This window comes from Streptomyces sp. NPDC025638 (genome assembly GCF_055558775.1).
Map to the genome: position 1 here is coordinate 1 of NZ_JBVHLX010000043.1, position 25,824 is coordinate 25,824.

The following is a 25,824-nucleotide window of genomic DNA, read 5'->3' on the forward strand; positions in this document are numbered from 1 at the left end:
GACCACCTCCACCGACGACGCCACCCCCGCACACTCCCAGCCAAGCACCGCACACCGCCAGCCGTCAGCGACTTACCAACATCACCAGCAGAGTCCCGGTATTGGATCTAGGCGGCGTGTTCCAGGCGCTGCATCGTGATGTCGGTGCCGGCGCAGTCGAGGTTCTTCGGCTCGCTGAGGGAGGCGTCGATGATCTCCGCCTCGGGGAAGGAAGCGGCCACCGCCGACGGTGACGGGATCGAGGCGGCGGGCGTCTCAGCTTCAGCTGCCCACGGACTCATCCCGAGCTCCAGGGCGCTGCGCGATCTGAGCGAACGACTGCTGGAAGCACACCAGATGCCCGAGACCCAGCATCAGCCCTACCTGCTGCTGTGCGCACGCCACGTCCATGCGAGCAGCGCCGCCGGGCTCGGCAGCGGCCACCAACTTGGCCTCTGCCGCGGAGGGTTCCGACGCGATCGCGATCTTCTCGCCGGGCTTGCGGCGGCGGTGGCGGTTGGTGCGGACCGCGATCCGGCCGTAGGCATCGTGACCATCAGGTGGCGGTGACAACCAGTGCAGCCCGGTCGTCCAGGGTGGCACTGCCTGCGAAGGTGGTGACTGCGGCGGTGATGGACTCGATGAGGGCGGCAGCGGTGGGCGTCGCGGTCCGGACGGCGGCGAGTGCGTCGGCCAAGCGGTCCTCGCCGAAGAATTCGCCGTTGACGGAGCGAGCCTCGGTGATGCCGTCGGTGACCAAGACCAGGCTGTCGCCAGGGTGCAGGTCAATGCCGCACGGGCGGAGGCCGGGGTCAGGACCGATGCCCAACAGGAGGCCGGGGTGAGCGAGTTCTTCGACCGTGCCGTCGGCGCGGCGCACCAGAGGCGGTACGTGCCCTGCGCGAATCAGGTTGAGCGTCAGATGGGAGGCGGTGTGCCGCAGCTCGCTGTAGATGAGCGAAACGAACTGGTCTTCACCGGCGGCGCTCTCCACCAACGCGTCGTTGATGGCGGCGACCACCGCCGCCGGCTCGTTCAGCAGGCGGGCGGCGGCGCGTGCGGTGTGTCGGACGATTGCGGTGGTGGTGGCCGCCAGCGCGCCGCGTCCGGACACATCGCCGATCATGATTGCCCAGCGGTCGGCGGACAGCGGGAAGACATCGTAGAAGTCGCCGCCGACGTCGAGTCCTTCGCCGGCCGGATGGTACGACGCAGCCAGGGTGGCGCCGGGAATCCTGGGCAACTCGGGCGGCAGCAGCCCTGCTTGTAGATCGCGTGCCAGCCGGACACGGTCGGTGAACTGGTGGGCGTTGTCGGCACTCGAAGCGGCTCGGCGGGCGAGCTCCTGGGCCAGGGCGATCGTATGTCCGTCCAGGGGCAGGTCAGTGGCGAGGAGAGTCAGCACGCCGAAGGTGCGGCCCCGGGTGGTCAGCGGCACGCATACGTAACCCGTCAGGCCGAGCTGCGCGCAGAGGCCGCCCGCGTGGGCGGCCTCGGTGATGCCGGAAGTCAGCACGCGGGCGACAGCGGCGTCCACCGCGTCGCACACTGCGGGAGAAGTGAGGAGCTTTTCCCCGTCAGGGGTCTCTGCGGCGACGGCGATGCGCTGGGTCTGGCCGCGCTCGATCACGTGGACGGCACACAGCGGCACCAGAGCGGGAACAGTCAGTCGGGCCAGACGCTGCAGGCTGTCGGAATAGTGCGTCTCGCCCGTGATGGCGGTGCTGGCTTCCAGCAGGAAGGCGAGATCCTCACGCGCTGCCTTCTCGCGCTCCTGGGCGGCTTGGCTCGCCTGCACCGCGGAGTGGCGTTCGATGGCCAACGCGGCTATGCGGGCGAATGCGGCGCTGAGCGCCACGTCCTTGTCCTCCGGAGACTTGGGGGTGCGGTGGTACATCGCGAAGGTCCCCAGCAGCAGACCGTCTGCGTCCTGGATCGGCGTGGACCAGCACGCCGCGACCCCGGCCCGCACCGCCAGGTCCCGGTAGTCCTTCCACAGGGGATCGGTGGCGATGTCCGTGACGATCACCGGCTCGCGCCGGAAGGCGGCCGTACCGCACGAGCCGACGCCCTCGCCGATGGGGGTCCCATCGACTGCCTCGTTGTAGAAGTCGGGCAGGCGTGGGGCGGTACCGTGCCGCAGGCGCTGTCCGTCGCGATCGACGAGCAGTACCGAGACGATCATGTCCGGGGAGAGGTCCTCGATCGCTGTGGCCATGCCGCAGAGGATCTCGTCCAGCGGGGCGTCGCGTGCGATCTGCTCCAGCAGCGCGCGCTGCTCGGCGGCCAGGAGATGCGCGTGGTGGTACGCGGTGGTCTCGACGGCGATCACCACGACCCCGTCGATCCGGCCGACCGCGTCACGGCGGGGCTCATAGGTGAAGTCGAAGAACCTCTCCCGCTGCCTGTCCGGCCCGCCCAGCAGGAGCCGCCCGTCTTGGGCCCGATACGCCACGCCGGTGCGGTAGACCGCGTCGAGCCGGTCGAGGACGCCCTGCGGAGCCAGTTCCGCAATCACTTCGCCGACCGGCTCGCCGATGCGCCCGCTGTCGCACCCGAGGGTCTCGAAGAATACTGAGTTCGCCGCTTCCAGCAGGTGCCTCGGACCACTGAGCGCAGCGAAGATCACCGGGGCCTGCCCGAACAACTCCGCGTACTCCTCGCCCCGCCAGTCGATGGAGACGGAGTGGGCCGTGGCCGAACCGTGGGGATTGAAATATATGGACATGACAGGCCACCTTCTCCTGTCTCCCCCGACCGCGCCGCCGTGTAGCCGCCGCCCCTCCACTTTGACACACGTCTCCGCTGTTCCAGGCGGCTGGCGGGGTCGAGCACGGAAGTGCACCACCGGAGTCGACGGGTCACCCCACGCGGTCTCATAGCGCGTCTGACTTGCGATTTCCCTTCCGCGCGCACCTGACCCCAGAGGTCCGCTCCGTCCTCATCGCCTCCAGCGCCCTCACCTCGCGCAACGGCCGCGGCAGCACGGCATCCAGCGCGGTCGCCGTCGTGGAGGTCAGGGCGGACGTGGCGGCGCAGCACGCGGGTGCCACGGCCAAGCAGGCTCGGACCGCTTGATAACGGATGGGAATCGGCCACTGGCCGAAACCTTGACTCACCCCTACTCGGAGGTAAGTATTCCGGTTACTCGTTCGCCATTGCCGAACGCCGGTCGGTCGCAGCCGAGCATGAAAGGGACGTCATGCACGCACGACGCACAAAACGCACAGCCCGCCTCCTCGCCCTCACCACCGCAGCGGCGCTCTGCGTCCTCGGCCTCACGGCCCCCGCAGGCGCCGCCGACACCCCGCCGCCGGGCGCCAACAACTGGTCGTGCAAGCCGGACTCCGCGCACCCGCAGCCCGTGGTCCTGGTCAACGGCACCTTCAAGACCTCCTACGAGAACTGGCTGACCCTGTCGCCCGCACTCGTGGACGCCGGTTACTGCGTCTTCTCCTTCGAGTACGGCGGACTGGAGACCGCCCCGATCCCGGACTCGGCGGCCGAACTGCGTGACTTCGTGGACGCCGTGCTCGGCGCAACCGGCGCCAAGAAAGTCGACATCGTGGGCCACAGCCAGGGCGGCATGATGCCCCGCTACTACGTGAAATTCCTCGGCGGCGCCACCAAGGTCGACGACCTCATCGGCATCGTGCCCTCCAACCACGGCACCAGCAACCCGCTGGCCCTCGCAGCCGGTGCCACCGTCTGCCCCTCCTGCGTCGACCAAACCGCCGGCTCCGACTTCCTCCAAAACCTCAACTCCGACCCCGAAACCCCCGCCGGCCCCGACTACACGGCCATCGCCACCAAGTACGACGAGGTCGTGCTGCCGTACACCAGCGCCTTCCTCAAGGGCCCGGACTCGTACGTGACCAACGTGCTGCTCCAGGACCACTGCCCGCTCGACACCACCGAGCACGACCAGGCACCCAAGTCCCCGCTGGTCGAGCAGTGGGTGCTCAACGCCCTCGAGCGGAACGGACCGGCGGATCCGGCCTTCGTGCCGCGCTGCGCCAGCGCCGCCTGAACCGTACCGGTCCCGCCCTATGGGGCCGGTTCCTCCAGCAGGCTCCGCCCTCGGTGGTGCAGAAGATCACGGGCATGCTGGCCGGCATCTTCGATGACCTGGCTGAGGTGATGCCGGAGACGGTTGCCTGCACAGGGCTGACACGCTGATCCCCACAGCGGTCCACGCATGAGTAGCGGCCCGCTGGGGTCGTAGCCCGTCGGGCCATGACCTCGGCCTTCGCACCGATCACACACTGGCTCTGGGTCGGACCCGTTTCCCCCAAGCAGGACAGCCGACCCCGGCTCCGGCCGACCCCGGGCCCCGTCGGGGACGGCCTTCCAGCGGCACGCGCACACCGCGCGCTGCCGGTCCGGTACCTGCCACCACTCATCCGGCCCGGGCGGATGCGTCCTGCATGCCTGCCTTCGCCTTCAGATGCCGTGATATCCGGATGCTTCACCGGCAAGCCCATATGCAGGCCGAGGCAACCCGGGAGCCCGTGGGGCGGGAAGGGCCACCGAGACCCCGTCGAGCAGATGCAGCTGTCGGAGCTGATGACCCTGTCCAAGGCCCACCTCCCACGTGCTGTTCGCACACGGCGCCGCCGCTTTCGAGGGGGACATCCTCGATGTGCTGCGCCGCCTGGTCGGCAAAGACGGGTCTCGCCTTCCGGGTAACACCCTGGTCGTGCTCTCCCGGGGCACAGTGGTAGAGCTTTGATGCCGCCGGGCGTCTGGAGGTTGCGCGAATGGGTCCGCAGAGTGCGCTCTGGTCCTCACGCCCGGTCGGGCACCTCCAGCTGGGTGGCCATGAGGCGGACGATTTCCGTCTGGTGCTGGGCCAGGAAGAAGTGGCCGCCGGGGAAGACCTTCAGCGTGAAGGGGCCGTCGGTGTGCCCGGACCAAGCGGCGGCCTCCTCCACGGTGACCTTCGGGTCGTCGTCGCCGACGAGGCAGGTCACGGGGCAGCGCAGGGGCGGCCCGGGTTCCCAGGTGTAGGTTTCGGCGGCCCGGTAGTCCGCCCGGATGGCCGGGAGGATCATGCGCAGGACTTCCTCGTCGCCCAGCAGTTGGGGGTTGGTGCCGCTCAGGCCGCGCATCTCGGCGACGAGGCCGTCGTCGTCGCGCAGGTGGACGGTCTCGTCGCGGTGCGTGGACGGGGCGCGGCGGCCGGAGGCGATGAGAGTGGCGGGCATGATGCCCCGCTCCCGCTCCAGCCGTCGGGCGATCTCGTAGGCGAGGGAGGCGCCCATGCTGTGGCCGAACAGGGCGATGGGCCGGTCGGTCCAAGGCAGGAGGGCCTCGTAGACCTTGTCGGCGAGCGCCGGTACGGAGTCCAGGAGCGGTTCGGTGCGGCGGTCCTGGCGGCCGGGGTACTGCACGCACAGCACGTCGACGCTGTCGGGCATGGACCGGGACACGGGGAAGTAGAAGCTGGCGGAGCCGCCCGCGTGGGGAAGGCAGACCAGCCGGACGCGGCTGTCGGGGCGCGGGTGGAACCTGCGGATCCAGGCACCGTTGTCCTCGGTGAGCGTGGAGTTCACGGAAGCGTTCCTTTTCGGTTTCGGTCGACCGCCCACCGTGGCGGGGCGTTCGCCGGCAGGAGAAAGGGCGGGACGCGGGCGAGCCCCGCCCACCGCTCGTCAGGAATCCGTGACGTCCTCCTTGATGATGCGCTCGACGTTCCGCTCCGCCAGCGCCGTGATGGTCACGAACGGGTTGACGCCGATGCTGCCGGGGATGAGCGAGCCGTCGGTCACGTAGAGGTTCTTGTATCCGGCGACGCGGCCGTAGTTGTCGGTGGCCTTGCCGAGCACGCAGCCGCCGAGCGGGTGGTAGCAGAAGTCGTCGGCGAAGGCCTTGATCTGCTTGCCGAAGAGGTCGTACCGGTAGATGGTGGCGTTGACCTTGTTGATGCGGTCGAACAGCGACTTGGCGGCTGCGACCGCGGGCGCGTTCTGGTCCCGGGTCCAGCGCAGGTCCGCCCGGTCCTTGGGGGCGTCGTAGACGAAGGTGCCGCGCTCCGGGTTCTTGGTGATGGCCAGGTAGAGACTGGCCCAGGTCTCGACACCCGCCGGCAGGGGGGCGATCTCGGCGAAGACGGGGGCGTCAGGGTTGTCCCAGTCGTCGATGCCGAGGGCGGGGACCGACGACTGCTTGGTGCCCGTGGGGTTCCACATGTGGTTGGCACGGGCGGTCATGATGTTGCCGTTGGGTCCCCAGCCTCCGCCGACCTCGGAGCTGAGGTTCGGGAGAGTGCCCGTCTCCCGGGCACGCAGGAGCAGTTCGGTCGAGCCGAGGCTGCCGGCGCCGAGGAAGAGGTGGCGGCAGGAGACCTCCTTGGTCGCGAGCAGCTTGCCATCGGTGTCCCTCTGCTCGACGGTCAGCAGGTACGTGCCGTCGTTCTGCTGACGGACCGTCTTGACCTGGTGCAAGGTCTCGATGGTGACCTTGCCGGTGCCCAGGGCGGCCGCCAGGTAGCTCTTGTCGAGTGAGACCTTGCCGTGGTTGTTGCCGTAGATGACCTCGGCAGCCAGCGCAGACTTGGTCACCGCGCCGTCCGCCTCACGGCGCATGTAGTCCCAGTCGTAGACGTTGGGCACGAAGGTGGTGCTCAGCCCCGCATTCGAGGCCTGCTGGCGCGAGACACGCGCGAACGTGTACCACTCGGTCTGCTCGAACCAGCTCTTGTCAATGTTGTTGACCCGAAGGGTGGAGTTCGCGCGCGGGAAGTACTTGGTGTACATCTCGTCGGCGTCGACCTGGGGCAGCACCTCCTCGAAGTACGAGCGCCGGGGCGTGACCGCCATGCCGCCGTTGACGAGCGAGCCGCCGCCGACACCGCGTCCCACGTACACGGACATCTGGTCGAAGTTGACCCGGTCCAGTACACCGGCGTAGGGCTCGATGTCCCGGTTGGCGAGGTCGAGCCACAGGAAGGAGCCGAGCGGCGCCTCGGTGCGGGTCTTGAACCAGCTGGAACGCTTGTCGGGCTTGAGCATCCCGCAGAATACGTTGCCGTCCGGACCGGGCTGGTTCCACAGCCGGCCCATCTCCAGCATCAGGGTGGGGACCCCTGCCTCGCCGAGGCGCAGGGCGGAGACTGCCGCGCCGTAACCGGTGCCGACCACGACGGCGGGGACGAACGTGCCGCCGGAACCACTCGTTGCGGTGGCGGCGGCCGCCCGAGGGGCGGCGGTGATCGTGGTCTGCCCCGCGAGTGCGGCGGCACCCAAAGCCGCCACGCCGAGCATGCGGCGGCGCGACAGAGGCTGGTGTGCAATCACGCTGTGTCTCCTGAGCTTGGGCGAGAGGAAAGATGAATCGGAAAACCGGCCGGAGCGGCGCGGCCTGGGGCGACCCGGACCGTGTGGAGACCGCGCGAGGGCCGTCGACGAATTCCGGATCGGGCGTGCTGACCGTGTGGTGGTCAGGCCGGAGGTTCGGTTACCCGGGGTACGGAAGAGGGGGCACGGTACGGCCCACCCCCGGGCGCGGACAGCGCTCACGCGTGCCTTCAGGTGTCCGCCGGGCCCGGCAGCAGAGGGCAGGACGCGGCCGGTTCGGACCGTCCGGCAACCCGGAGCTTGTGGTAGCGCTGGTGAGGTGCGTCTCCACGGCGCGCGAACTCACTCGAGCCGTTCCGCCGTGAGCTTGCTGGGCACTCCGTGAGCGGTGAGTCCGGCGACCCTGCGTTCGGCCCGGGTGAACGCTGCCACAGCCACCGGCGCGTGCGGGTGCCCGGCCGGGCCCGTGCCCGCTCACTTCACGAAGTCGTCCACGACCTCGGGCGGCCAGGTGCCGACCTTGAGCACGCCCATGGAGTAGGCGCGGGAGACCAGCGCGGCGCGGTTGGGTACCTTCAGCTTCCGCAGCAGGCAGGTCACGTGGTACTCGACGCCCTGCCGGCTGAGGTAGAGGCTTGCTGCCAAGGGGACGGTGGAGACACCGGCGGCGATGCCTTCGAGGATGCGCGCGTCCATCGCGGAGAGGATCTTCCTGCGTTTGGTCACCACACGTGTCTGCTCGGCGTCCCCGGCCGTGGGCATCATGACCAGGATCGCGGTCGTGTCGGGCAGGCCACCGCGCACCGCGACCGCGGTGAGGGGAACGGTGAAGGCGGACTCCTCGCCAGGCCCCACGGCAATGACGGGCGTGACGAATCGCTGGTGCTTCCCTTCCAGCAAATTGGAGAATTGACGCACCAACGGCTGCTGCACGCTCGGGTGCACCACGTCACGGAAATTGCGGCCGCATATATCCTCTGACGAGCCGTTGAACTGCCGGAAGAACTCCTGGTTTGCCTGCTGGATGGTCAGGGTTTTATCGAGGCTCGCCATGCACAGGCCCGGAGCTGCAGGTGCTGGACTCAGCAAGAGAGGGCTCCTGTCAGGAAACTTGAGGGCGAAATCATTTCGGAGGCTGGTGAGCGGCCTTGAAGGCCGTCAGCAGGGGCGTCATCGGACCTGTGACCAGCGGTATCTCCAGATGTTGAACATCGTGCGTCATCGCCCTTGCGGGGTCCTGGTCGAACCACTGGCGGCCCCTTGCCGTCGCCCGCCATCGCTTTCCGGACCACCTGTCGAAATCCTTGCCGAGCACCTGCCGCTTTCTTGCCAATCGAAGGATATCCAGCTTGGAAGGCGCTCTCGCTATGCCATGATCCACAGAGGACGGTGTGCGACCAGCCAGCTCGAAACGTCCGTCAGCCAGCCATATCCGCGAGAACGACGGGAACCGTCATGCCCGCACCTCCGACCGCAAACGTGTCACCCGCAACTACCGGCCAGGCTGAGCTCATACTGAGCGTTCTGGGGCCCATGTCGGCGCGACGCAACGGGCATGACCTGCCGCTCGGCCCGCCACGCCGGCGAACACTGCTCGCCCTGCTGCTCATCCGCCTTGGCCGCGTGGTGCCCACCGAACTGCTCGTCGAGGAACTGTGGGGTGACAAAGCGCCCCGCCACGCCGTCGCCACGCTCCAAAGCCATGTCTCTCATCTGCGCCGGGCCCTGCACACAAAGACGCGAACAAGCCAACTTTCGGTGCTGCGCCATCGGACGCCCGGTTATGTCCTCGATCTCGATCCCGAACAGATCGACGCCTGCCGCTTCGAGCGTCTGGTCACCGACGGACGGCGACTGCTGGAGCAGCGCGATCCACGCACCGCGCATGACCGGCTCACCGAGGCCTTGGGGCTGTGGCGCGGCTCGCCGTACGCGGAGTTCGACAGCCATCCGCCGCTCAGCGACGAGTGCACCCGACTCGAACAGATCCGGCTCACCGCCGTGGAGTCCTGCGCCGAGGCTGGGCTGGCTCTCGGCGCGTCCGAACAGGTCGCCGCCGATCTGGACGGGGAGGCGCGCCGTCATCCCACACGGGAGCGACTGGTCGGCCACCTCATGACGGCACTGTCCCGGCTCGGGCGGCAGGCCGAAGCGCTCGAGGTGTATGAGCGGACGCGTAGTCATCTGGTCGAGGAGTTCGGCGTGGAAACCGCAGCCGAACTACGCCAAGTCAGAAACGCGATCCTGCGCCAGGAGCCAGGAGCGAGCGCCGCCTCGACAAAGCTGTCTCCCGCACCGCTCGAGTCCCCCGGAGCGCTACACGTCCCGCTCGTGATGAACGCGATCGGTGACGACGCAGTACAGAACTCCGAGGGCTTCGAGGGCTCCGGGGACCGTAGGACGGCCGTCACGACCCAGGGGCACGGCCGGCCGGTGGCAACCACCGACGCGGGCGGGACAGACGGCTCCGGCGCGGCCGTCGAAGGCGAGGGGACCAAGGGGACCGACACGCGCCCGGAGGCGCGAACCGATGTGCCGCGGCGCGCGCGGGCGGATGCCGCCGGCACGCAGGCCGGGAGAGGCCAGTGGCGGCCTGTACCCGGGCCGGAACACGAGCCGACAGCCGCCCCGGAAGCCGGCGAATCCCCGGAGTTCGAATCGGGGTGGACGGCTGCCCCTTCGCCGTTCACCGGCCGCAGTCAGGAGCTCGACCGCCTGACGACCGCCGCCGCGAGCGCGGTCGTGGGCCACGGCCATGTGGCCGGCGTTCTCGGTCCCCCAGGAGTCGGAAAGACCCGCCTGCTGCTTGAACTTGCGGCACGTCTGGAGAGCATGGACGCGCACGAGAAGGGCTCCAGGTTGGAGGTGGTCTGGAGCCACTGCTTCCCCGGCGAAGGCGTCCCCGCCTACTGGCTGTGGACCCAGATCCTGCGGCGGCTGTCCGCCACCCGGCCGGATGCCTTTCGCGAGGCGACGGAACCGTTCGGCGCCCTGCTCGCCCCACTGATGCCCGAACGGTCGGCGGCCCGGACCGGAGGCCCGAGATGGGCCTCCGACTGGGGCCAGGCCCGCTTCCTCGCCCACGACGCAGTCTGTGAGGTGTTACTCACCCTCGCCGGGCAACACCCGCTCGTACTGCTCCTTGAAGATCTGCAATGGGCGGACACCGCCTCCCTCGACCTGCTCAGGCTGCTGAGCACCCGCTGCCAGGGCCATCCGCTCGGCATCGTGCTCACAGCCCGGAAGTTCGAGACCGAGTCGGACGCGACACTGCGGCGGATGGTCTCCGACGTGCTGCGCGGCCCCAGGACCGAGACGCTGCGGCTCTGCGGACTCTCCCTGCAGTCCGTCGGCGCCCTCGTCGAGGCACACGCAGGGTCCGGTGTGGACCCGAAGGTTATCGAGGTGCTGCACCGGCGCAGCGGAGGCAACCCGTACTTGGTGATGCAGCTTCTCTCTCTCGTGGGCGATGCGCGTAAACTCCGTCGCCCGGATGCGGTCGACGCGCTCCTGGCCCACGTTCCCAGCGACGTACGCGAGGCGCTGCACCAGCGGTTCGCCGCGCTGCCCGAGCCCGTCCTGCGGGTGCTTCGACTGTGCGCCGTCATCGGCGCCGAAGTGGACACCGACCTGTTGCACCGGACCGCCACGCCCGACGAACCGGTCATCGCGGGTCTTGAGTCGGCCATCCATGCCGGCCTGCTCGGGGAGGACCCGCACCATCCGGGGCGGCTGCACTTCGCTCACGCCCTGGTCCAGGAGACGCTCGTCGACGAGCTCCCCCGTGAGGAGCGCCACCGCCTGCACGCCAGGATCGCCGACGCGCTGTGCGCACGCAGGCGCGGGCAGGTGGGGGACGAGGAGATCGAGCGGGTGGCACATCACAGCTGGCACGCCAAGAGTGCACTGCCCGCCGCCGAGGTGCTGCCTCGGCTGCTGCTCGCCGCGGAACACGCCGAACAGTCCATGGCGTACGAGCAGGTGGAGTTCTGGCTGCGCCGCGCAGTGCACCTGGTCGGCTTCCTGCCGCCGGACGATTCCGCCACGGTGAGGTTGGAACAGAAGCTGCACATCCAACTCGGCCAGGTACTCGCCACCACTCGCGGCTACGGCCACCCCGAGGCCGAGACGGCACTGACGCGCGGCCGCGCCCTCAGCACGGCCACGCATGCCCCCGAAGACCCGTCGGTGCTCTGGGCGCTGTGCACGGCACACCTGGTCACCGGCCGCTACGACGCCTCGCGGCAGTTCTCCGGCCTGCTGCGGGACATCTCGCTGCGGAACCCGGAGCCCGTGGCGGCGCTCGGCGCGGCGTACGGCGAAGGCATCGTGCTGCATGTGCGCGGATTGCTCCCGCAGGCGCTCGCCGAACTCGAGCGCGGCGTCGACCTGGCGGATCGATTCGCCCACGAGGGTCACGCGCTGGCGCGTACCTTCCAGCACGACCCACGCGTCTCCTGCCGCTCCTACGACACCTTCACCCACTGGCTCCTGGGAGACCAGCAGACCGCCGGCGCCCGCCGACGTGAGCTGTTGAACCTCACCGGGTACGAAAGCAGGCCGTCCGACCGCTCCTTCGCGCTGTACGTGGACGGGGTCGTGGCGGCTTGGGAGGGTGACACCCGCACCGCACTCGCCTCGAGCGACGAAGGCGCCCGCGTCGCGGGCGAACATGGACTTCTCTACTGGAAGGCAATGCTGGGCGTCGTCAAAGGTTGGGGGCTGGCGCACGCAGGAAGCCACGAAGACGGCCTCGCCCTCATGCACACCTCGCTGACCGAATTGGGCGAGTCCAGGACGTACTTACGCCACCCGCTCCACCTGGGCCTGTTGGGCCAGGCGCAATATCACGGCGGACACATCGAGGAGGCGAGGAGTACCTTCCGGAAGCTGCTGGCCGCCGTCGAACAACGCCGCGAGCGCGTCTACCTCCACCCCGCACTGCCCGCGACCCCGCTGCTCCACGAACTGCTGAGCCACGGTGCCGACGAAGCGCTCGCGGGGCCCGACTCCGGCCGGTGACCGTGATGGATCCATGCTCTGCCTCGTCAGTTGAGTCGTCCAGTTCCGTATCCGCGTGATGCGCCGCTACGGGATTCCGGCAAGCGGTGGCCCGGGCCGCCCGGCTCCGGTAGAGCCACCACTCGCACCCTTGCGGACCCCACACCTCACGGCCGATGGCGCTCAGGCCTCGAAGATCGCGACCGCCTGTACCGGACAGGCCATGGGGACTTCGTGCACGCGCGGGTCCCCCGCCCCGTCCTCATGTCCCGGGACGAGGGCGACGAGCGCGTCGTCGTCCTGAGTGAAGACGCCGGGTGCGGTCATGACGCACTGGCCGGAGCCGATGCACCGGTCGCGGTCGATGGTGATGCGCATGGCGTGGCCCGCCTCCCCTCCTTCCGTTCCTTCCCCCCGGATCCTCACCAGGTGACGGGGAGCTCGATCGGGCCCTGGGCGTCGTGGCCGGCCTTGATGGGCACCTCGTCCAGGGGTACGGCCGGCCGCAGACCCGGAATGCGGGCGAAGAGCCTGCCAAGGGCGATCTCGAGCTCGGCGCGGGCGAGATTCCGCCCCAGGCACTGATGAATGCCGTTGCCGAAGCCGACGTGGTGACGTGCGTTGCGCCGGGCGTCGAAGATGTCGGGGTTCTCGTACGCCTTGGCGTCGCGGTTCATCAGCGTGATGGAGACCAGCACCGCTTCCCCGGCCCTGATGATCTCGCCGCCGACCTCGATGTCCTCCTTGGCCATCCGGACGATGTAGTCGGAGACGGAGGTGAACCGCAGCAGCTCTTCAACCACGCCTGAGATCGCGCTGGGGTCGCGCAGCAGCACGTCGATCTGCTCGGGGTGCTGGATGAGCGTGAGGACTCCGAGGGCGATGGCGTTGACGGTGGTCTCGTGGCCGGCCACCAGCAGGACCAGCGCGATCATGACCACCTCGTTGTGGTCCAGGTCGCCCTCCTCCAACTGGCGTGCGATCAGCTCGTCCAGCAGACCGTCCTCAGGCTCGGCCTGCTTCTTCGCGACCAGGCCATGCAGATATGTGTACAGCTCGCCGAAGGCCGCGTCCGCCTCCGCCGACGTCGCGGCGCCCACGAAGTTGCGGGAGCACTCCTCGAAGAAGTCGTGGTCGCCGTACAGGACGCCGAGGAGCTCGCAGATCGCCATGGAGGGCACGGGCTGGGCGAAGGCCGACACCAGGTCTGCGACCGGCCCCTTCGCCAGCATGTCGTCCAATAGCCGGTCGACGAGGCTCTGAAGGCTGGGACGGATGGCGTTCATGCGCTTGACGCCGAAGCTGGGGATCAGCAGGCGCCGCTGCCGGGCGTGCAGGGGGTCGCCGACGCCGATCAGTGGAAACGCGAGCCCCCGCGGTCTTTGGTTCGTTGGACGACGACGGGGAAGACCGGGTGAGTCCAGTCGGAAGACAGCCGGGGATCGACGAGCAGCGCCCGTCCCTCGGCGTGCCCGGTGATCAGCCATGCCGGTCGGCCGTCGAACAGCGTGACCTGCGTCAGCGGGCTCTCGCCCCGCCATTCCGTGTAGGCCTTCGGCGGCTGGTAGGGGCAGGTCCGGTCCTGCGGGAAGAACGGGGCCTGCGACCTGGTGAGGCGGATTTCGGTCTCGGTCATGTCGTGCCTTTCGAACAATCGGCAGTACGGTCGTTCATCGCTGCATGGTGGGCGACGGAAAACAGGTTTCGGTCCGTCAGCACGGCGTGCCCAGTCCGGTCGGCCCCCGGCCGTCCGGCCCTGGCCCCTTCGTCGGGCAAATGGGCCGCGGGTCGCTGCCACAGGCTCCTCGGCGCCGCCGTGGTCGACCGGCCGGCCGCCGGAGCACCCGGTCACCGACCGGACACCGGGCGCGTGCCGGGACACGGAGTACGAACCGTCGCCGCGCTCGGTGACGGTGGCCGCGGTGAACGGGACTGCGCGCTGGGCCGCCTGGGGACGCGAGCGCCGTTGCGTCGGACCGTGGCGTGCGGCAGGCGGCTTCGAGGACAGTCAGTGCGAGGACCACGGCCGCGGCAAGAGAGTCACGGCGGCACGAAGACCATGCGGAATCTCCAGGTCCGACGGCCATGCGCCCGAAGCAGGGCAACCCCTGGTATGCACGGCGGCTTTGGCCGCCCCCGGCGCGAGGCGGCGAGGGAAGGCGTGATCAGCGCACTTGGTCCGCGGGCGCTGATCTCCTGTGGGAGTGGGCCGTGGAGCGGAGGTCACCAGGTGACGGGCAGCTCGTGCACGCCGTAGAAGACCATGTCGGTGCGGAAGCGGAGCTCCTCGACGGGCTTGGCCAGGCGCAGGGTCGGGAAACGGCGGAACAGGGTCTCGAAAACGATCTGCAGCTCGATCCGGGCGAGTTGCTGGCCTATGCACTGGTGTGCGCCGAAGCCGAAGGCCAGATGCGGGGCGGGGCGGCGGCTGATGTCGAAGCGCTCCGGCTCCTCCACGAAGGCGGGGTCGAAGTCGGCGGCGAGGACGTGCGCGACGACCTGCTCGCCCTCGGCGATGCGCACGCCACCGAGCTCCACGTCCCGGGTGGCGACGCGCTCGCCGCCGAACTGGCCGATGGTGAGGTAGCGCAGCAGTTCCTCGACCGCGTTGCCGACCAGCGACGGGTCCTCGCGGAGCAGGGCCAGCTGGTCGGGGCGGTCCAGGAGCAGCGCCGCGCCGAGGCCGATCATGCAGGCGGTGGTGTCGTGGGCCGCTATCAGCAGGGTGCCGGCCGCGTTCATGAGGAACATGTCGTCGACGACGCCATCGGGGTCCTCGGTGTTGATCAGCGCCGAGATCAGGTCGTCCCCGGGGTTGGCCCGACGCTCCTGGACGAGTTGGTAGAGCAGCCCGCCCAGGCGCATGCCGGCGGCCTCGGTGGCGGCGGCGTCCTGGTCGACCCGCATCATCGCCTCGGCGATGTCCTGGAACTCCGGCCGGCGCTCGACCGGGACACCGAACAGGTCGGAAATCACCATGGAAGGCACCGGGTTGGCGAAGGTCTTCACCAGGTCGACCGGGCCGCCCCGCGCCTCGATGGCATCGAGGTGCTCGTCGACGATGCGCTGGATGTTCGGCCGGAGTGCCTGCATGCGCCGGACGGTGAACTCCTTGGCGAGCAACTTGCGGTCTAACGTGTGCTCCGGCTCGTCCTGCCACAGCAGGCTGCCGCGGCCGGGCTTCTGGGTGATGACGCCGTCCTGGGTGTGCAGTGCGTGGGGCACCTGGACGCTGAACGAGGGGGCGCGCAGCAGGGCGCGCACCTCCTCGTAGCCGGTCACCAGCCACGCCTCGTGGCCGCTGGTGAAGGTGGCCCGGGTCACCGGGGCGGCCGCCCGGATGTCGGCGATGCCGTCCGGCGGCAGGAACGGGCAGCTGCGGGCCTTGGGGACGGCGGGCGCGTCGGCGGTGGGCTCGGGCATGACTCTCCTTGCGCTTGTGGCAGGTGAACGGTTCGTACGACGGGGACGGTCAGGCGGCGGCGAGTTCGAGTGCGGTCTCGCCGCGCCGAGGCGCGTTCACGAGGACGGCCATGTTCCCGGAGGGGTGCACGTTGTCGTGCATCATCTGGTGCATGCGCCCGATGTCCTGGAAGCCGTCGCAGGCGGACAGGCAGGGGTCGAGCATGCCGGCGCCGACGAGGTTGATGACCTCGCGGCACTGGCGAGTGTCGGCGTAGTGCGAGCCCTGGAGGCGCTTGGAGCGCATCCACAGGTGGCGCAGGTCGACGTCTCCGTTGTAGCCGGAGGTGCCACCGCAGATCACCACCATGCCGGCGTTGTCGCACAGGTACATCGAGGTTGGCAGGGTGTCCTGGCCGCTGTGCTCCAGCACGATCCGCGGGGACTTGCGCTCACCGAGGATCTCCCAGATCTTCTTGCCGACCCCGCGAGCGCCGCGCAGGAACCGCGTCGACGCCTCGGCGTCCCCGACATCGGGCAGTCGGCCCCAATGATCGAAGTCGCGGCGGTTGACGGTGCCCGCCGCCCCGAGGCGGAGGCAGTGCTCGGAGCGGTCCTCGCTGGAGACCACGGCGATCGGAATGCCGCCGGCCAGCCTGACGAGCTGGACGGCCATCGAGCCGAGGCCGCCCGCACCGCCCCAGATCAGGACGGGGTCGCCGGGGCGGACCGTGTTGCCCTGCCAGCCGAACAGCTGCCGGTAGGCGGTGGGCCCGGTGAGCAGGAAGGCCGCCGACTCCTCCCATGACAGATGGGCGGGCTTGGGGTGGCACTGGTACTCGTCGACGCGGCAGAACTGCGCGAAGGAGCCGTAGTTGGTCTCATACCCCCAGGCCTTGATGCTCTTCGAGACCAGAGGGTCCGTGCCCATCCGGATGTCCGCGGCGGTCTCGTCCCACTGGGCGCTGGTGAGCAGCACGTGGTCACCGACCTTGACGTTGCGGACGCTCTCGCCGACGGCCCACACCACGCCGGAGGCCTCCGAGCCTCCGATGTGGAAGTCCTCGGGCTGGCCCTGGCGCTGCCGCATCCCGATGACGTCGACCGGCTTGCCCAGCGAGGACCACACGTTGTTGTAGTTGATGCCGGCGGCCATCACGTAGACCAGCACCTGGCCCCGGCCCACCCAGGGGGTGTCGACGACCTCGGTGCGGAACGCCTGCTTCGGCTCTCCGAAGCGGTTCTGGCGGATCACCGAGGCGTACATCCGCCGCGGGACCTCACCGAGGGGCGGGGTCTCGCCTATCTCGTAGAGAGCCTTCGTCATGGTTTCTCTCCCACATCTGCTCTATCCGGTCTGGGATGCTCGCGATGGTCGCGGGCCGGTCATGCGGTCGTTGTGTGCGGAGGTACGGAGGGGCCGGACGAATCGGTGACGACGTCCGCCAGCCAGGCATCCACCGCCGCCGCGGTGGTGCCAGCGTGGTCCTCCAACATCGAGTAGTGGTTTCCGGCCACTTCGACGATCGTGTCCACGTGCTCGGGCGGTGCCGCGCGCCCGTCGCCGTCCGCGGCGCCTGTCGGCACGGGCTCGCTCGCCCGGACGAGCAGGGTCGGCGCGGCGATCTCCGGCGCGGCCCAGTCGTCGAACAGACGCATATAGCGGCCCATCGCGGTGAGCTGTTCGCCACCGGACCTCATGAAGTCCAGGCGCTGCGACTGCGCCTGGGCCATCGCGTTGAGCACCTGGTGGTCGAAGGGGACCTCGCGGCTGAAGCTGTCGACCATCACCACGGCCGCCGGCTGCTCGCCCATGGCCTCCAGGTGTGCCGCCACTCCGTGGGCGATCCAGCCACCCGAGGAGTAGCCGAGCAGGACGACCGGCTTTCCGCCGGCGCACTCCCGTACGGTCTGCGCATGCAGCCGGAGCACGACGTCCGGATCGGACGGGACCGGCTCGTCCTTCTCGTAGCCGGGGTGGACCAGCGCCCACACGTCCAGCCGGTCGCGGAAGGGTGCGGCGAACCGCGCGTACTGATGCGCCCCAGCCGGTACGACGTACGGCGAGAAGCACATCAGCGCAAAGGGATGGTCGCCTTGGGACATCCGTACCGGGGCAGGCCGCTGGGCCAGTTCCTCGGGCCGCTCAAACGAAGGCCGAAAACGGGCCGCCTCCATCAGCATCCCCATGGCCTCGGCGGCCGTCCCGTTCTCGCTCGCGTGCCGGTAGAGCTGCACCAGCATGTCGGCGGGCCGCTCCTCCGCCGTGCCGCAGCCGACGCCCTGGAGCCGCGTCAACAGGTGCTTGGCGAGCCTGGCGGGCGTGGGATGGTCGAAGGCCAGTCCGGCGGGCAGATGGAGACCGGTCGCCGCCGACAGGCGCCGGCGCAGGTCGATCGCGGTGAGCGAGTCGAAGCCGATCTCCAGGAAGTGCGCGGTGGGCAGCACGTCCTCGGCCGACGCGTGGCCGAGGACCACGGCGCTCTGGGCGCGGACGTGCTCCAGCAGCCGCTCCTCCTGCTCGGCCGGGGCGAGTCCGGCGAGTTCGGCCGCCAATCCCGCGTCGGCGCCGGTCTCCTCGTCGGCGACTTGCTCGGCCTCCAGGAGCCGCTGTACGTCGGGCAGGTCGGCCAGCAGCGGGCTGGGCCGTCCCACGGTGAAGGCGGGAAGGAACTTCTCCCAGTCGATCGGGGCGACGGTGAGGGCCGCCTCGTCGTGCTCGACGGCCTGGCGCAGGGCACAGATCGCGAGTTCGGGGGCCATGACGCCCAAGCCCCGCCGCTCGCCGCGCTCCTGGACCGCGTCGTCGACCATGCCGCCGCCCGCCCAGCCGCCCCAGGCGACCGAGGTCGCGGTCAGGCCGCGGGCCCGCCGCCGCAGTGCCAGGGCGTCGAGGAAGGCGTTGGCGGCGGCGTAGGATGCCTGCCCGCCGCTGCCCCAGACGCCGGCACCGGAGGCGAAGAGGACGAACGCGTCCAGGTCACGGCCGTCGAGCAACTCGTCGAGGTGGATGGCGCCGGTGACCTTGGAGGCCGCGGCTTCGGCGAACTCGTCGAGACCGGCGTCGGCCAGCATGGACGACCGTGCGGTGCCGGCGGCGTGCAGCACCGCGGTGAGCGGGTGCCGGGACTCGATGCCGGCGAGCAGCCGAGCGACCGCGTCGCGGTCGGCGATGTCGCAGGCGGCGATGGTCACTTCGGCGCCCAGGGCGGTCAGCTCCGCGCGCAGTTCCTGCGCACCGGGGGCGTCGGGCCCGCTCCTGCTGGTGAGCACCAAGTGCTGCGCGCCCGCGCCGGCCAGCCAACGGGCGAGGTGCCGACCCACGCCGCCGGTTCCGCCGGTGACCAGGACGGTGCCGCGAGGCTGCCACGGTGTCGCGGGCTCCATGTCGGCGGGCCGCGCCCGGAGCATGCGCCGGCCGTACACGCCGTCGACACGTACGGCGAGCTGATCCTCGTCGTGCTGGGCCAGCACTGCGGCCAGGCGGCGCAGCGCGTGCTCGTCCAGCTTCTCGGGCAGGTCGACGAGACCGCCCCAGCGCCGGGGCAGTTCCAGCGCGGCAACGATGCCCAGGCCCCAGAGCTGTGCCTGGCCTGCGTCGCGCAGCGGGTCGGTGGCCCCGGTGGACACCGCTCCGCGGGTCGCGCACCACAGCGGTGCCTGGACGTCCACGTCGCCGAGCGCCTGCACCAGGGTGACGGTGGTGGCGAGGCTCGCCGACAATGTCGGGTGGACCGGGTGGCAGCCGGGGGCGAGGCCGAGCATCGACAGGACACCGGCGGGCTGTTCGCCGCCGAGTTCCTCGGTGAGCCGCTTCGCGGCCTGCGCGCGGTCGCAGTCGACGGGGAGTTCGACGACCCGCACCTTGGCTCCGTGGGCGCCGAGCACGCCGACGACGCAGGGCGCCCACTGCTCGTCCGCCAGCCCGGCGGGCAGGACGGCGAGCCACAGGCCGTGCAGGCCGGGGGCCGGGTCGTCGGCCAGCCGCCGGAAGGAGACGCGGTAGCGCCAGCCGTCCACTGTGGACTTCTCCCGGATGCGCCGACGCCACGCGGACAGCACCGGCAGCGCCGGGCCGATGAGGGCGGCGTCGTCCGCCCCAAGTTCATCGGCGAGCCCTGGCAGGTCCGTGTTCTCCACCAGCTCCCAGAACCCGGCCTCGACCGGATCGGCGCCCGCGGGCACCGGGTCGGCGCTCTCCAGCCAGTACCGCTGCCGCTGGAACGCGTACGTCGGCAGGTCCACGCGCCGTGCCGGACGCCCGGCGAAGGGGACCGTCAAGTCCACGTGTACGCCGCTCACGTGGAGTTCGGACACGGAGCGCAGGAAGCGGTCCATGCCGCCCTCGTCTCTGCGCAGCGAGGCGCCGGTCACGGCTTCGGCACCGGCCTCCTCCGCGATCTCCTGCACCGCGCCGGCCAGCAGCGGGTGCGGGCTGCACTCGACGAACACCCCGTGCCCGTCCGCCAGCAGCGTCCGTACGGTCCGCTCGAACTCCACCGTGTGCCGCGCGTTGCGGTACCAGTACCCGGCGTCCAGGGCGGTGGTGTCCAGCACCCCGCCGGTCACCGTGGAGTAGAAGGGGATGTCCGCCGCACCCGGCGCGACCGGGGCCAGCTGCTCGAGCAGTTCTGGGCGCAGGCTCTCGACCTGGGCGGAGTGGCCCGCGCCGGTGGCGCCGCGGACCTTGCGCACCCGCACGCCCTCGGCTTCGAGTTCCGCCAGGAGCTCGTCGACCGCATCGGGCTCTCCGGAGACGGTCAGGGCGGCGGGCCCGTTCACGGCGGCGACCGACAGCCGGTCCCCGTACTTCTCCAGCCTCGCGCGGGCCCGGTCGGCGGGCATGGCGACCGCGAGCATCGCGCCCTTGCCCATGAGCTTGGTCAGCGAGCGGCTGCGCAGGGCCACGATCCGGGCCGCGTCGTCCAGCGTCAGCGCGCCCGCGACGAACGCGGCGGCGACCTCGCCCTGCGAATGGCCGACGACGGCGCCAGGGGTCACACCGTAGGAGCGCCACAGGGCGGCCAGCGACACCATCACCGTGAACAGCGCGGGCTGGGCAACCTCCACCTCGGCCACGTCCGGCGCATCGGGCTCGGCGCGCAGGACGTCGAGCAGCGGCCAGTCGAGGTAGGGGGCGAACGCCTCGGCGCAGGCCCTCACCTGCTCGGCGAAGACCGGGGAGGCGTCCAGCAGTTCGCGGGCCATCTCCGTCCACTGCGAGCCGTGACCGGGGAAGACGAAGGCGACCCTGCCGGAGGCCGCGGCGGTGCCCTGGACCACGGCGTCTGCGGGTTCGCCGTCGGCGAGCGCCGCGAGCCCGGCCCGCAGCTCCTGCCGGTCACGGCCGACGACCACGGCCCGCTGCTCCAGCCGCGTCCGTGTGGTGACGAGAGCGCGGCCGACGTCGGGCAGGGAGAGCCCTTCTGCGCGGTCGAGGTGGTTCAGCAGCCGACGTGCCTGCTCGCGCAGGGACCGCGCGGACTTCGCGGACAGCACCCACGGGAACACGTCCAGGGGCCGGTCGGCGGTCGCGTGCTGCGCCGCGGGGGTCTGCTCGCCCTCGGCGGCGGGCGCGGTCTGCGGGGCCTGCTCGATGACGGTGTGCACGTTGGTGCCGCTCATCCCGAACGAGGAGACGGCCGCACGCCGTGGCCTGTCCTGGTCGGGCCAGGCGGTCTGCTCGGTGAGCAGGCGCACATTCCCGCCGGCCCAGTAGACGTCCGGGGTCGGCTCATCGACGTGCAGCGTCTGCGGCAGGATGCCGTTGCGAATGGCCATCACCATCTTGATGACACCGCCGACGCCCGCGGCCGCCTGCGCGTGGCCGATGTTGGACTTCAGCGAGCCCAGCCACAGCGGCCGGCCCTCCGAACGCTCCTTGCCGTACGTGGCCAGCAGCGCCTGCGCCTCGATGGGGTCGCCGAGCCGGGTTCCGGTGCCGTGGGCCTCCACGGCGTCCACCTCGTCGGGGGCGAGCCGGGCATTGGCCAGCGCCTGCCGGATGACCTGCTGCTGGGCCTTGCCGCTGGGCGCGGTCAGGCCGTTGGAGGCGCCGTCCTGGTTGACCGCGCTGCCCCGCACGACGGCCAGGACCTCGTGCCCGTTGCGGCGGGCGTCGGACAGCCGCTCCACCAGGACCAGGCCCACGCCCTCGGCGAAGCCGGTGCCGTCGGCGGACGAGGAGAACGCCTTGCAGCGGCCGTCGGCGGACAGCGCGCGCTGCCGGCTCGACATCGTGAACGCGGACGGTCCGGCCATCACCATCACGCCGCCGGCCAGCGCCATGGAGCACTCGCCGCCCCGCAGCGCCTGCACGGCGAGATGGAGGGCGGTCAGTGAGGACGAGCACGCGGTGTCGACGGTGACCGACGGCCCCTGCAGGCCGAACGTGTAGGAGAGCCGGCCGGAGATCACGCTGGCCGCGTTGCCACTGGGGATGTAGCCCTCGACGCCGTCGGGCACCTTGAGCGGGCGGCCGGTGTAGTCCTGGTAGCCGGAGCCGACGAAGACGCCCGTGGTGGTGGAGCGCATCGTGTCGGGGGCGATCCCGGCGCGCTCGAATGCCTCCCAGGTGGTCTCCAGCAGCAGGCGCTGCTGCGGGTCCATGGCGACGGCCTCGCGGGGGCTGATTCCGAAGACCGCGGGGTCGAACTCGTCCGCGTCGTGCAGGAATCCGCCGTGGGTGGTGTACGTGGTGCCGGGGTGGTCGGGGTCCGGGTGGTAGAGCGCCTCGACGTCCCAGCCGCGGTTGCCGGGGAAGCGGGAGATCGCGTCGCGGCCGGAGGCGACCAGCTCCCACAGGTCTTCGGGCGAGCGCACGCCGCCGGGGTAGCGGCAGGCCATCCCGATGATGGCGATCGGCTCGTCCAGCACCGCGGCGGCCGCCGCGGCCGTTTCCGCCGTGTCCTGGCCGCCGGTGAGTTCGGCGAGCAGGTGGGCGGCGAGGTCCACGGCCGTGGGGTGGTCGAAGACCAGCGTCGTGGGCAGGGCGAGGCCGGTGGCCTCGTTGATCCGGTTGCGGAGTTCCACCGCGGTCAGGGAGTCGAAGCCGAGGTCCCGGAAGGGCCGGTCGGCCTCGACGGCGCCCGCTCCGCGGTGGCCGAGGACGGCGGCTGCGTGCGTGCGCACGAGGTCCACGAGGGCGCGTGCGCGGTCTTCGTTCGACAGTCGGGCCAGGCTCTCGGCGAGCGCCCCGGAGCCGTGGCCCGCTTCGGGGGCGTCTTCCGCGAGCGTCGCGCGCACCTCGGGGAGGTCGCCGAGCAGCGGGCTGGACCGGCCGAGGGTGAACGGCACGATGAAGCGCGACCAGTCCACGTCTGCCACGGTCAGCAGGGTCTCGTCGTGGTCGAGCGCGCGCTGCAGAGAGGTGATCGCCGATGCGGGGGTCATCGCGCGCAGGCCGCGGCGGCGCAGCCGCTCCTCGTCGTCGCCGTCCTCGACCATGCCGCCGTCGGCCCAGGGGCCCCAGGAGACGGCGGTCGCGGTGAGGCCGCGGTCGCGGCGCTGCCGGGCGAGACCGTCGAGGAAGGCGTTGCCGGCGGCGTAGGCGGCCTGGCCGCCGCTGCCCCATACGCCGGAGATGGAGGAGAAGAGGACGAAGGCGTCGAGCTCCTGGTCACCCAGCAGCTCGTCCAGGTGCGCCGCGCCGCCGGCCTTGGAGGCGAGCGCGGCGGCGAAGGCGGCCGGGGTGATGGCGTCCACCATGCCGGCGTCGGCGACTCCGGCGGCGTGCACAACGGCCGTGAACGCGTGCTCGGCGAGCAGGGCCGCCACGGCGTCGCGGTCGGCCACGTCGCAGGCGGCAAGCGTGACGCGGGCGCCGAGGGCCTCCAGCTCATCGCGCAGGGCGGCGGCGCCCGGGGCGTCCGCGCCGCGGCGGCTGGTGAGGACGAGGTGTTCGGCGCCGCCGCGTGCCAGCCAGCGGGCGACGTGGCCGCCCAGCGCACCCGTACCACCAGTGATGAGGACGGTGCCGCGGGGCTGCCAGCGGCGGGTGGTCGCCCGTGCCGGTGCGTGGGTGAGCCGCCGGGCGAAGACGCCTGAGGCGCGGACGGCGAGCTGGTCCTCCGCCCACCGGCCCGTCAGCGCCTGTCCCAGCACGTCGGCCAGGCGTGCGGCGGCCTGGTCGTCGACGGACTCCGGCAGGTCGATCAGGCCGCCCCAGCGCCGGGGCAGCTCCAGGGCGACGGTGCGGCCCAGGCCCCAGACCTGGGCGTGCCGGGCGTCGCGTACGGCGTCGGAGCCGCTCACGGCCACCGCGCCCGAGGTGAGGCACCACAGCGGGGCGTCGACGCCCGCGTCGCCCAGGGCCTGAACGAGCAGCAGGGTGGGCAGCACGGGGTCGCCGGTGACGAGCAGGGACAGCACGCCGTCGACCGGCCCGATCCCGGCCAGCTCCCCGGCCAGACCGGCGCGGTCGCTCGCCGCGCCGACGACCACCGTCTTCAGAGTGGCGCCGCGAGCGGTGAGCGCGGTGCGGACCGCGGCGGTCTGCTCGTTCTCCTCCTCCGACACGGCAAACAGCCAGGTGCCGCCGATGCCGGCCGGAGCGAGCTCGCCCAGGCGCTTCCACGACTCGCGGTAGCGCCGGTCGTCGACGGCGGACTGCTCCTTGTGTCGCCGCCGCCATGACGACAGTCTCGGCAGCACGTCGCTGAACGCGTCCCCTGCCCTGACGTCGAGCGTCTCGGCGAGGGCCTGCAGGTCCTGGCGCTCCACGGTCTCCCAGAACTCCGCGTCAACCGGGTCCACCGCCGGGGCAAGGGCGCCGGGCTCCTGGGTCTGCACCCAGTACCGCTCGTGCTGGAAGGCGTAGGTCGGCAGGTCGGTCTTCCGCGCACCGGCGAAGAAGACGCTCCAGTCCACTGCGACGCCGTGGGTGTGCAGTTGGGCCAGGGCCGTCACGAGCGCCTGCCGCTCGGGGCGGTCACCGCGCAGGACGGGCACGGTGATGGCCTCGTCCAGGCAGCCCTGCGCCATGCCGCTGAGGACACCGCCCGGGCCGATCTCGATGAAGGTCTTCACACCCAGCTCGTGCAGGGTCCGGACGCCGTCGGCGAAGCGGACGGCCTCGCGCACGTGCCGGACCCAGTACTCGGGGGTGTAGGCCTCGACGAGCTGACCCGTGAGGTTGGAGACGACGGGGAGCTGCGGCTTCTCGAAGGCCAGGCCACGGACGACCTCGGCGAACTCCTCCAGCATCGGGTCCATCAGCGGCGAGTGGAACGCGTGACTGACCTTCAGCCGGGACGTCTTGCGGCCCTGCTCGGCGAAGCCCGTGGCAATCGCCAGGGCCGCCGTCTCGTCACCGGAAACCACCACCGACGAGGGGCCGTTGACCGCGGCGATACTCACCCCGTCGGTGAGGTGGGGCAGGATTTCCTCTTCGGTGGCCTGCACGGCGACCATCGCGCCGCCCGCGGGCAGGGCCTGCATCAGCGCGGCACGCGCGGACACCAGCTTCGCCGCGTCGTCGAGGGACAGCGCACCGGCCACATGCGCGGCCGCGATCTCGCCCACGGAGTGGCCCACGACGAAGTCGGGCCGGACGCCTAAGGATTCGAGGAGCCGGAACAGGGCCACCTCGACCGCGAAGAGCGCGGGCTGGGTGTACCCGGTCTGGTGCAGGGTCTCGGCGTCGACGTCGACCGGCGCGTCCAGACGCGCGCACACCTCGTCGTACGCATCGGCGAAGACGGGGAAGGCCGCGTACAGCTCGCGCCCCATGCCGATGCGCTGCGAGCCCTGCCCGGAGAAGAGGAAGCCGGTATTGCCGCCGGCCGGGCGCCCCAGCAGCACACGGGATGAAGGGGTCCCGGTGGCCAGGTCCTCCAGCCCGAGGAGGAGTTCCTCACGGTTCTCCCCTACGACCGCGGCCCGGTGACGCATGGCGGCGCGGGTCGTGGCCAGCGACAGTCCGACGTCCTGCGGCCGGACCTCGCCCCGTACCGAGGGCAGCAGCCGGGTCGCCTGGGCCTGCAGCGCCGCGTCGCTCCTGGCGGAGAGCACCCACGCCAGGGGGCCGTCGGCGGGAACCTCTGCGGGCCCCTCGTCCTGGGCCGGCGGGGCCTGTTCGATGATGGTGTGGGCGTTGGTGCCGCTGACGCCGAAGGACGACACGGCGGCCCGGCGCGGGTGATCG

13 protein-coding genes and 1 pseudogene are annotated in these 25,824 nt (G+C 70.9%); 3 read left to right on the forward strand and 11 right to left on the reverse strand.

Features of this window, described 5'->3' with window-relative positions; all coding sequences use genetic code 11:
• Positions 1-107 precede the first annotated feature (107 nt).
• Complete coding sequence (locus ACZ4EG_RS45500) at positions 108-281, reverse strand: hypothetical protein (RefSeq protein ID WP_467794894.1); 174 nt, start codon at positions 279-281, stop codon at positions 108-110.
• Between the two features lie 254 nt (positions 282-535).
• The gene (locus ACZ4EG_RS45505; RefSeq protein ID WP_467794895.1) at positions 536-2,767 is read right to left on the reverse strand and encodes a SpoIIE family protein phosphatase; all 2,232 of its coding nucleotides are present in this window, start codon (positions 2,765-2,767) and stop codon (positions 536-538) included.
• Positions 2,768-2,889: 122 nt separating this feature from the next.
• On the opposite strand from ACZ4EG_RS45505, the pseudogene ACZ4EG_RS45510 reads away from it, so the two are divergent.
• A pseudogene (locus tag ACZ4EG_RS45510) lies at positions 2,890-3,057 on the forward strand (argininosuccinate lyase); the annotation flags it as partial.
• Positions 3,058-3,181: 124 nt separating this feature from the next.
• Positions 3,182-4,009 carry an alpha/beta fold hydrolase gene (locus tag ACZ4EG_RS45515; RefSeq protein ID WP_467794896.1) on the forward strand — a complete coding sequence of 276 codons (828 nt, stop codon included), beginning with the start codon at positions 3,182-3,184 and terminating at the stop codon, positions 4,007-4,009.
• 757 nt (positions 4,010-4,766) lie between these two features.
• Here the strand turns inward: ACZ4EG_RS45515 and ACZ4EG_RS45520 are convergent.
• From ACZ4EG_RS45520 to ACZ4EG_RS45530, 3 genes are all read right to left on the reverse strand, one after another.
• On the reverse strand, positions 4,767-5,534 hold the full coding sequence (locus tag ACZ4EG_RS45520; protein WP_467794897.1) for a thioesterase II family protein: 768 nt from the start codon (positions 5,532-5,534) through the stop codon (positions 4,767-4,769).
• 99 nt (positions 5,535-5,633) lie between these two features.
• Entirely contained in the window at positions 5,634-7,244 is a 1,611-nt protein-coding gene (locus ACZ4EG_RS45525; RefSeq protein ID WP_453561618.1) for a GMC oxidoreductase, read from the reverse strand.
• A gap of 507 nt (positions 7,245-7,751) precedes the next feature.
• Positions 7,752-8,330 (reverse strand): LuxR C-terminal-related transcriptional regulator, encoded by a 579-nt coding sequence (locus ACZ4EG_RS45530; RefSeq protein WP_263204758.1) that lies wholly within the window; start codon positions 8,328-8,330, stop codon positions 7,752-7,754.
• A 480-nt stretch (positions 8,331-8,810) separates the two neighbouring features.
• Between ACZ4EG_RS45530 and ACZ4EG_RS45535 the strand changes: the two genes are divergently transcribed.
• Positions 8,811-12,299 (forward strand): BTAD domain-containing putative transcriptional regulator, encoded by a 3,489-nt coding sequence (locus ACZ4EG_RS45535; RefSeq protein ID WP_467794898.1) that lies wholly within the window; start codon positions 8,811-8,813, stop codon positions 12,297-12,299.
• 162 nt (positions 12,300-12,461) lie between these two features.
• Here ACZ4EG_RS45535 and ACZ4EG_RS45540 read toward each other — a convergent pair whose 3' ends face one another.
• From ACZ4EG_RS45540 to ACZ4EG_RS45565, 6 genes are all read right to left on the reverse strand, one after another.
• On the reverse strand, positions 12,462-12,656 hold the full coding sequence (locus ACZ4EG_RS45540; protein ID WP_453561596.1) for a ferredoxin: 195 nt from the start codon (positions 12,654-12,656) through the stop codon (positions 12,462-12,464).
• 44 nt (positions 12,657-12,700) lie between these two features.
• The gene (locus ACZ4EG_RS45545; RefSeq protein ID WP_467794899.1) at positions 12,701-13,564 is read right to left on the reverse strand and encodes a cytochrome P450; all 864 of its coding nucleotides are present in this window, start codon (positions 13,562-13,564) and stop codon (positions 12,701-12,703) included.
• Between the two features lie 68 nt (positions 13,565-13,632).
• On the reverse strand, positions 13,633-13,914 hold the full coding sequence (locus ACZ4EG_RS45550; protein WP_467794900.1) for a hypothetical protein: 282 nt from the start codon (positions 13,912-13,914) through the stop codon (positions 13,633-13,635).
• Between the two features lie 587 nt (positions 13,915-14,501).
• Positions 14,502-15,701: a cytochrome P450 gene (locus ACZ4EG_RS45555; protein ID WP_467794901.1), complete on the reverse strand. Its 1,200-nt coding sequence runs from the start codon at positions 15,699-15,701 to the stop codon at positions 14,502-14,504.
• Positions 15,702-15,750: 49 nt separating this feature from the next.
• Positions 15,751-17,007, reverse strand: a complete 1,257-nt coding sequence (ccrA, locus tag ACZ4EG_RS45560; protein WP_467794902.1) for a crotonyl-CoA carboxylase/reductase — start codon at positions 17,005-17,007, stop codon at positions 15,751-15,753.
• 59 nt (positions 17,008-17,066) lie between these two features.
• On the reverse strand, positions 17,067-25,824 hold an 8,758-nt coding region (locus ACZ4EG_RS45565), incomplete at its 5' end, for a type I polyketide synthase (protein ID WP_467794903.1).

Excerpts from the sequence above, each read along its gene's own strand:
- ccrA (WP_467794902.1), bottom strand. The coding sequence starts at position 17,007 with ATGACGAAGGCTCTCTACGAGATAGGCGAGACCCCGCCCCTCGGTGAG.
- ACZ4EG_RS45540 (WP_453561596.1), bottom strand. The coding sequence starts at position 12,656 with ATGCGCATCACCATCGACCGCGACCGGTGCATCGGCTCCGGCCAGTGC.
- ACZ4EG_RS45555 (WP_467794901.1), bottom strand. The coding sequence starts at position 15,701 with ATGCCCGAGCCCACCGCCGACGCGCCCGCCGTCCCCAAGGCCCGCAGC.
- ACZ4EG_RS45535 (WP_467794898.1), top strand. The coding sequence starts at position 8,811 with ATGTCGGCGCGACGCAACGGGCATGACCTGCCGCTCGGCCCGCCACGC.
- ACZ4EG_RS45515 (WP_467794896.1), top strand. The coding sequence starts at position 3,182 with ATGCACGCACGACGCACAAAACGCACAGCCCGCCTCCTCGCCCTCACC.
- ACZ4EG_RS45500 (WP_467794894.1), bottom strand. The coding sequence starts at position 281 with ATGAGTCCGTGGGCAGCTGAAGCTGAGACGCCCGCCGCCTCGATCCCG.
- ACZ4EG_RS45550 (WP_467794900.1), bottom strand. The coding sequence starts at position 13,914 with ATGACCGAGACCGAAATCCGCCTCACCAGGTCGCAGGCCCCGTTCTTC.
- ACZ4EG_RS45525 (WP_453561618.1), bottom strand. The coding sequence starts at position 7,244 with ATGCTCGGCGTGGCGGCTTTGGGTGCCGCCGCACTCGCGGGGCAGACC.
- ACZ4EG_RS45530 (WP_263204758.1), bottom strand. The coding sequence starts at position 8,330 with ATGGCGAGCCTCGATAAAACCCTGACCATCCAGCAGGCAAACCAGGAG.
- ACZ4EG_RS45545 (WP_467794899.1), bottom strand. The coding sequence starts at position 13,564 with ATGAACGCCATCCGTCCCAGCCTTCAGAGCCTCGTCGACCGGCTATTG.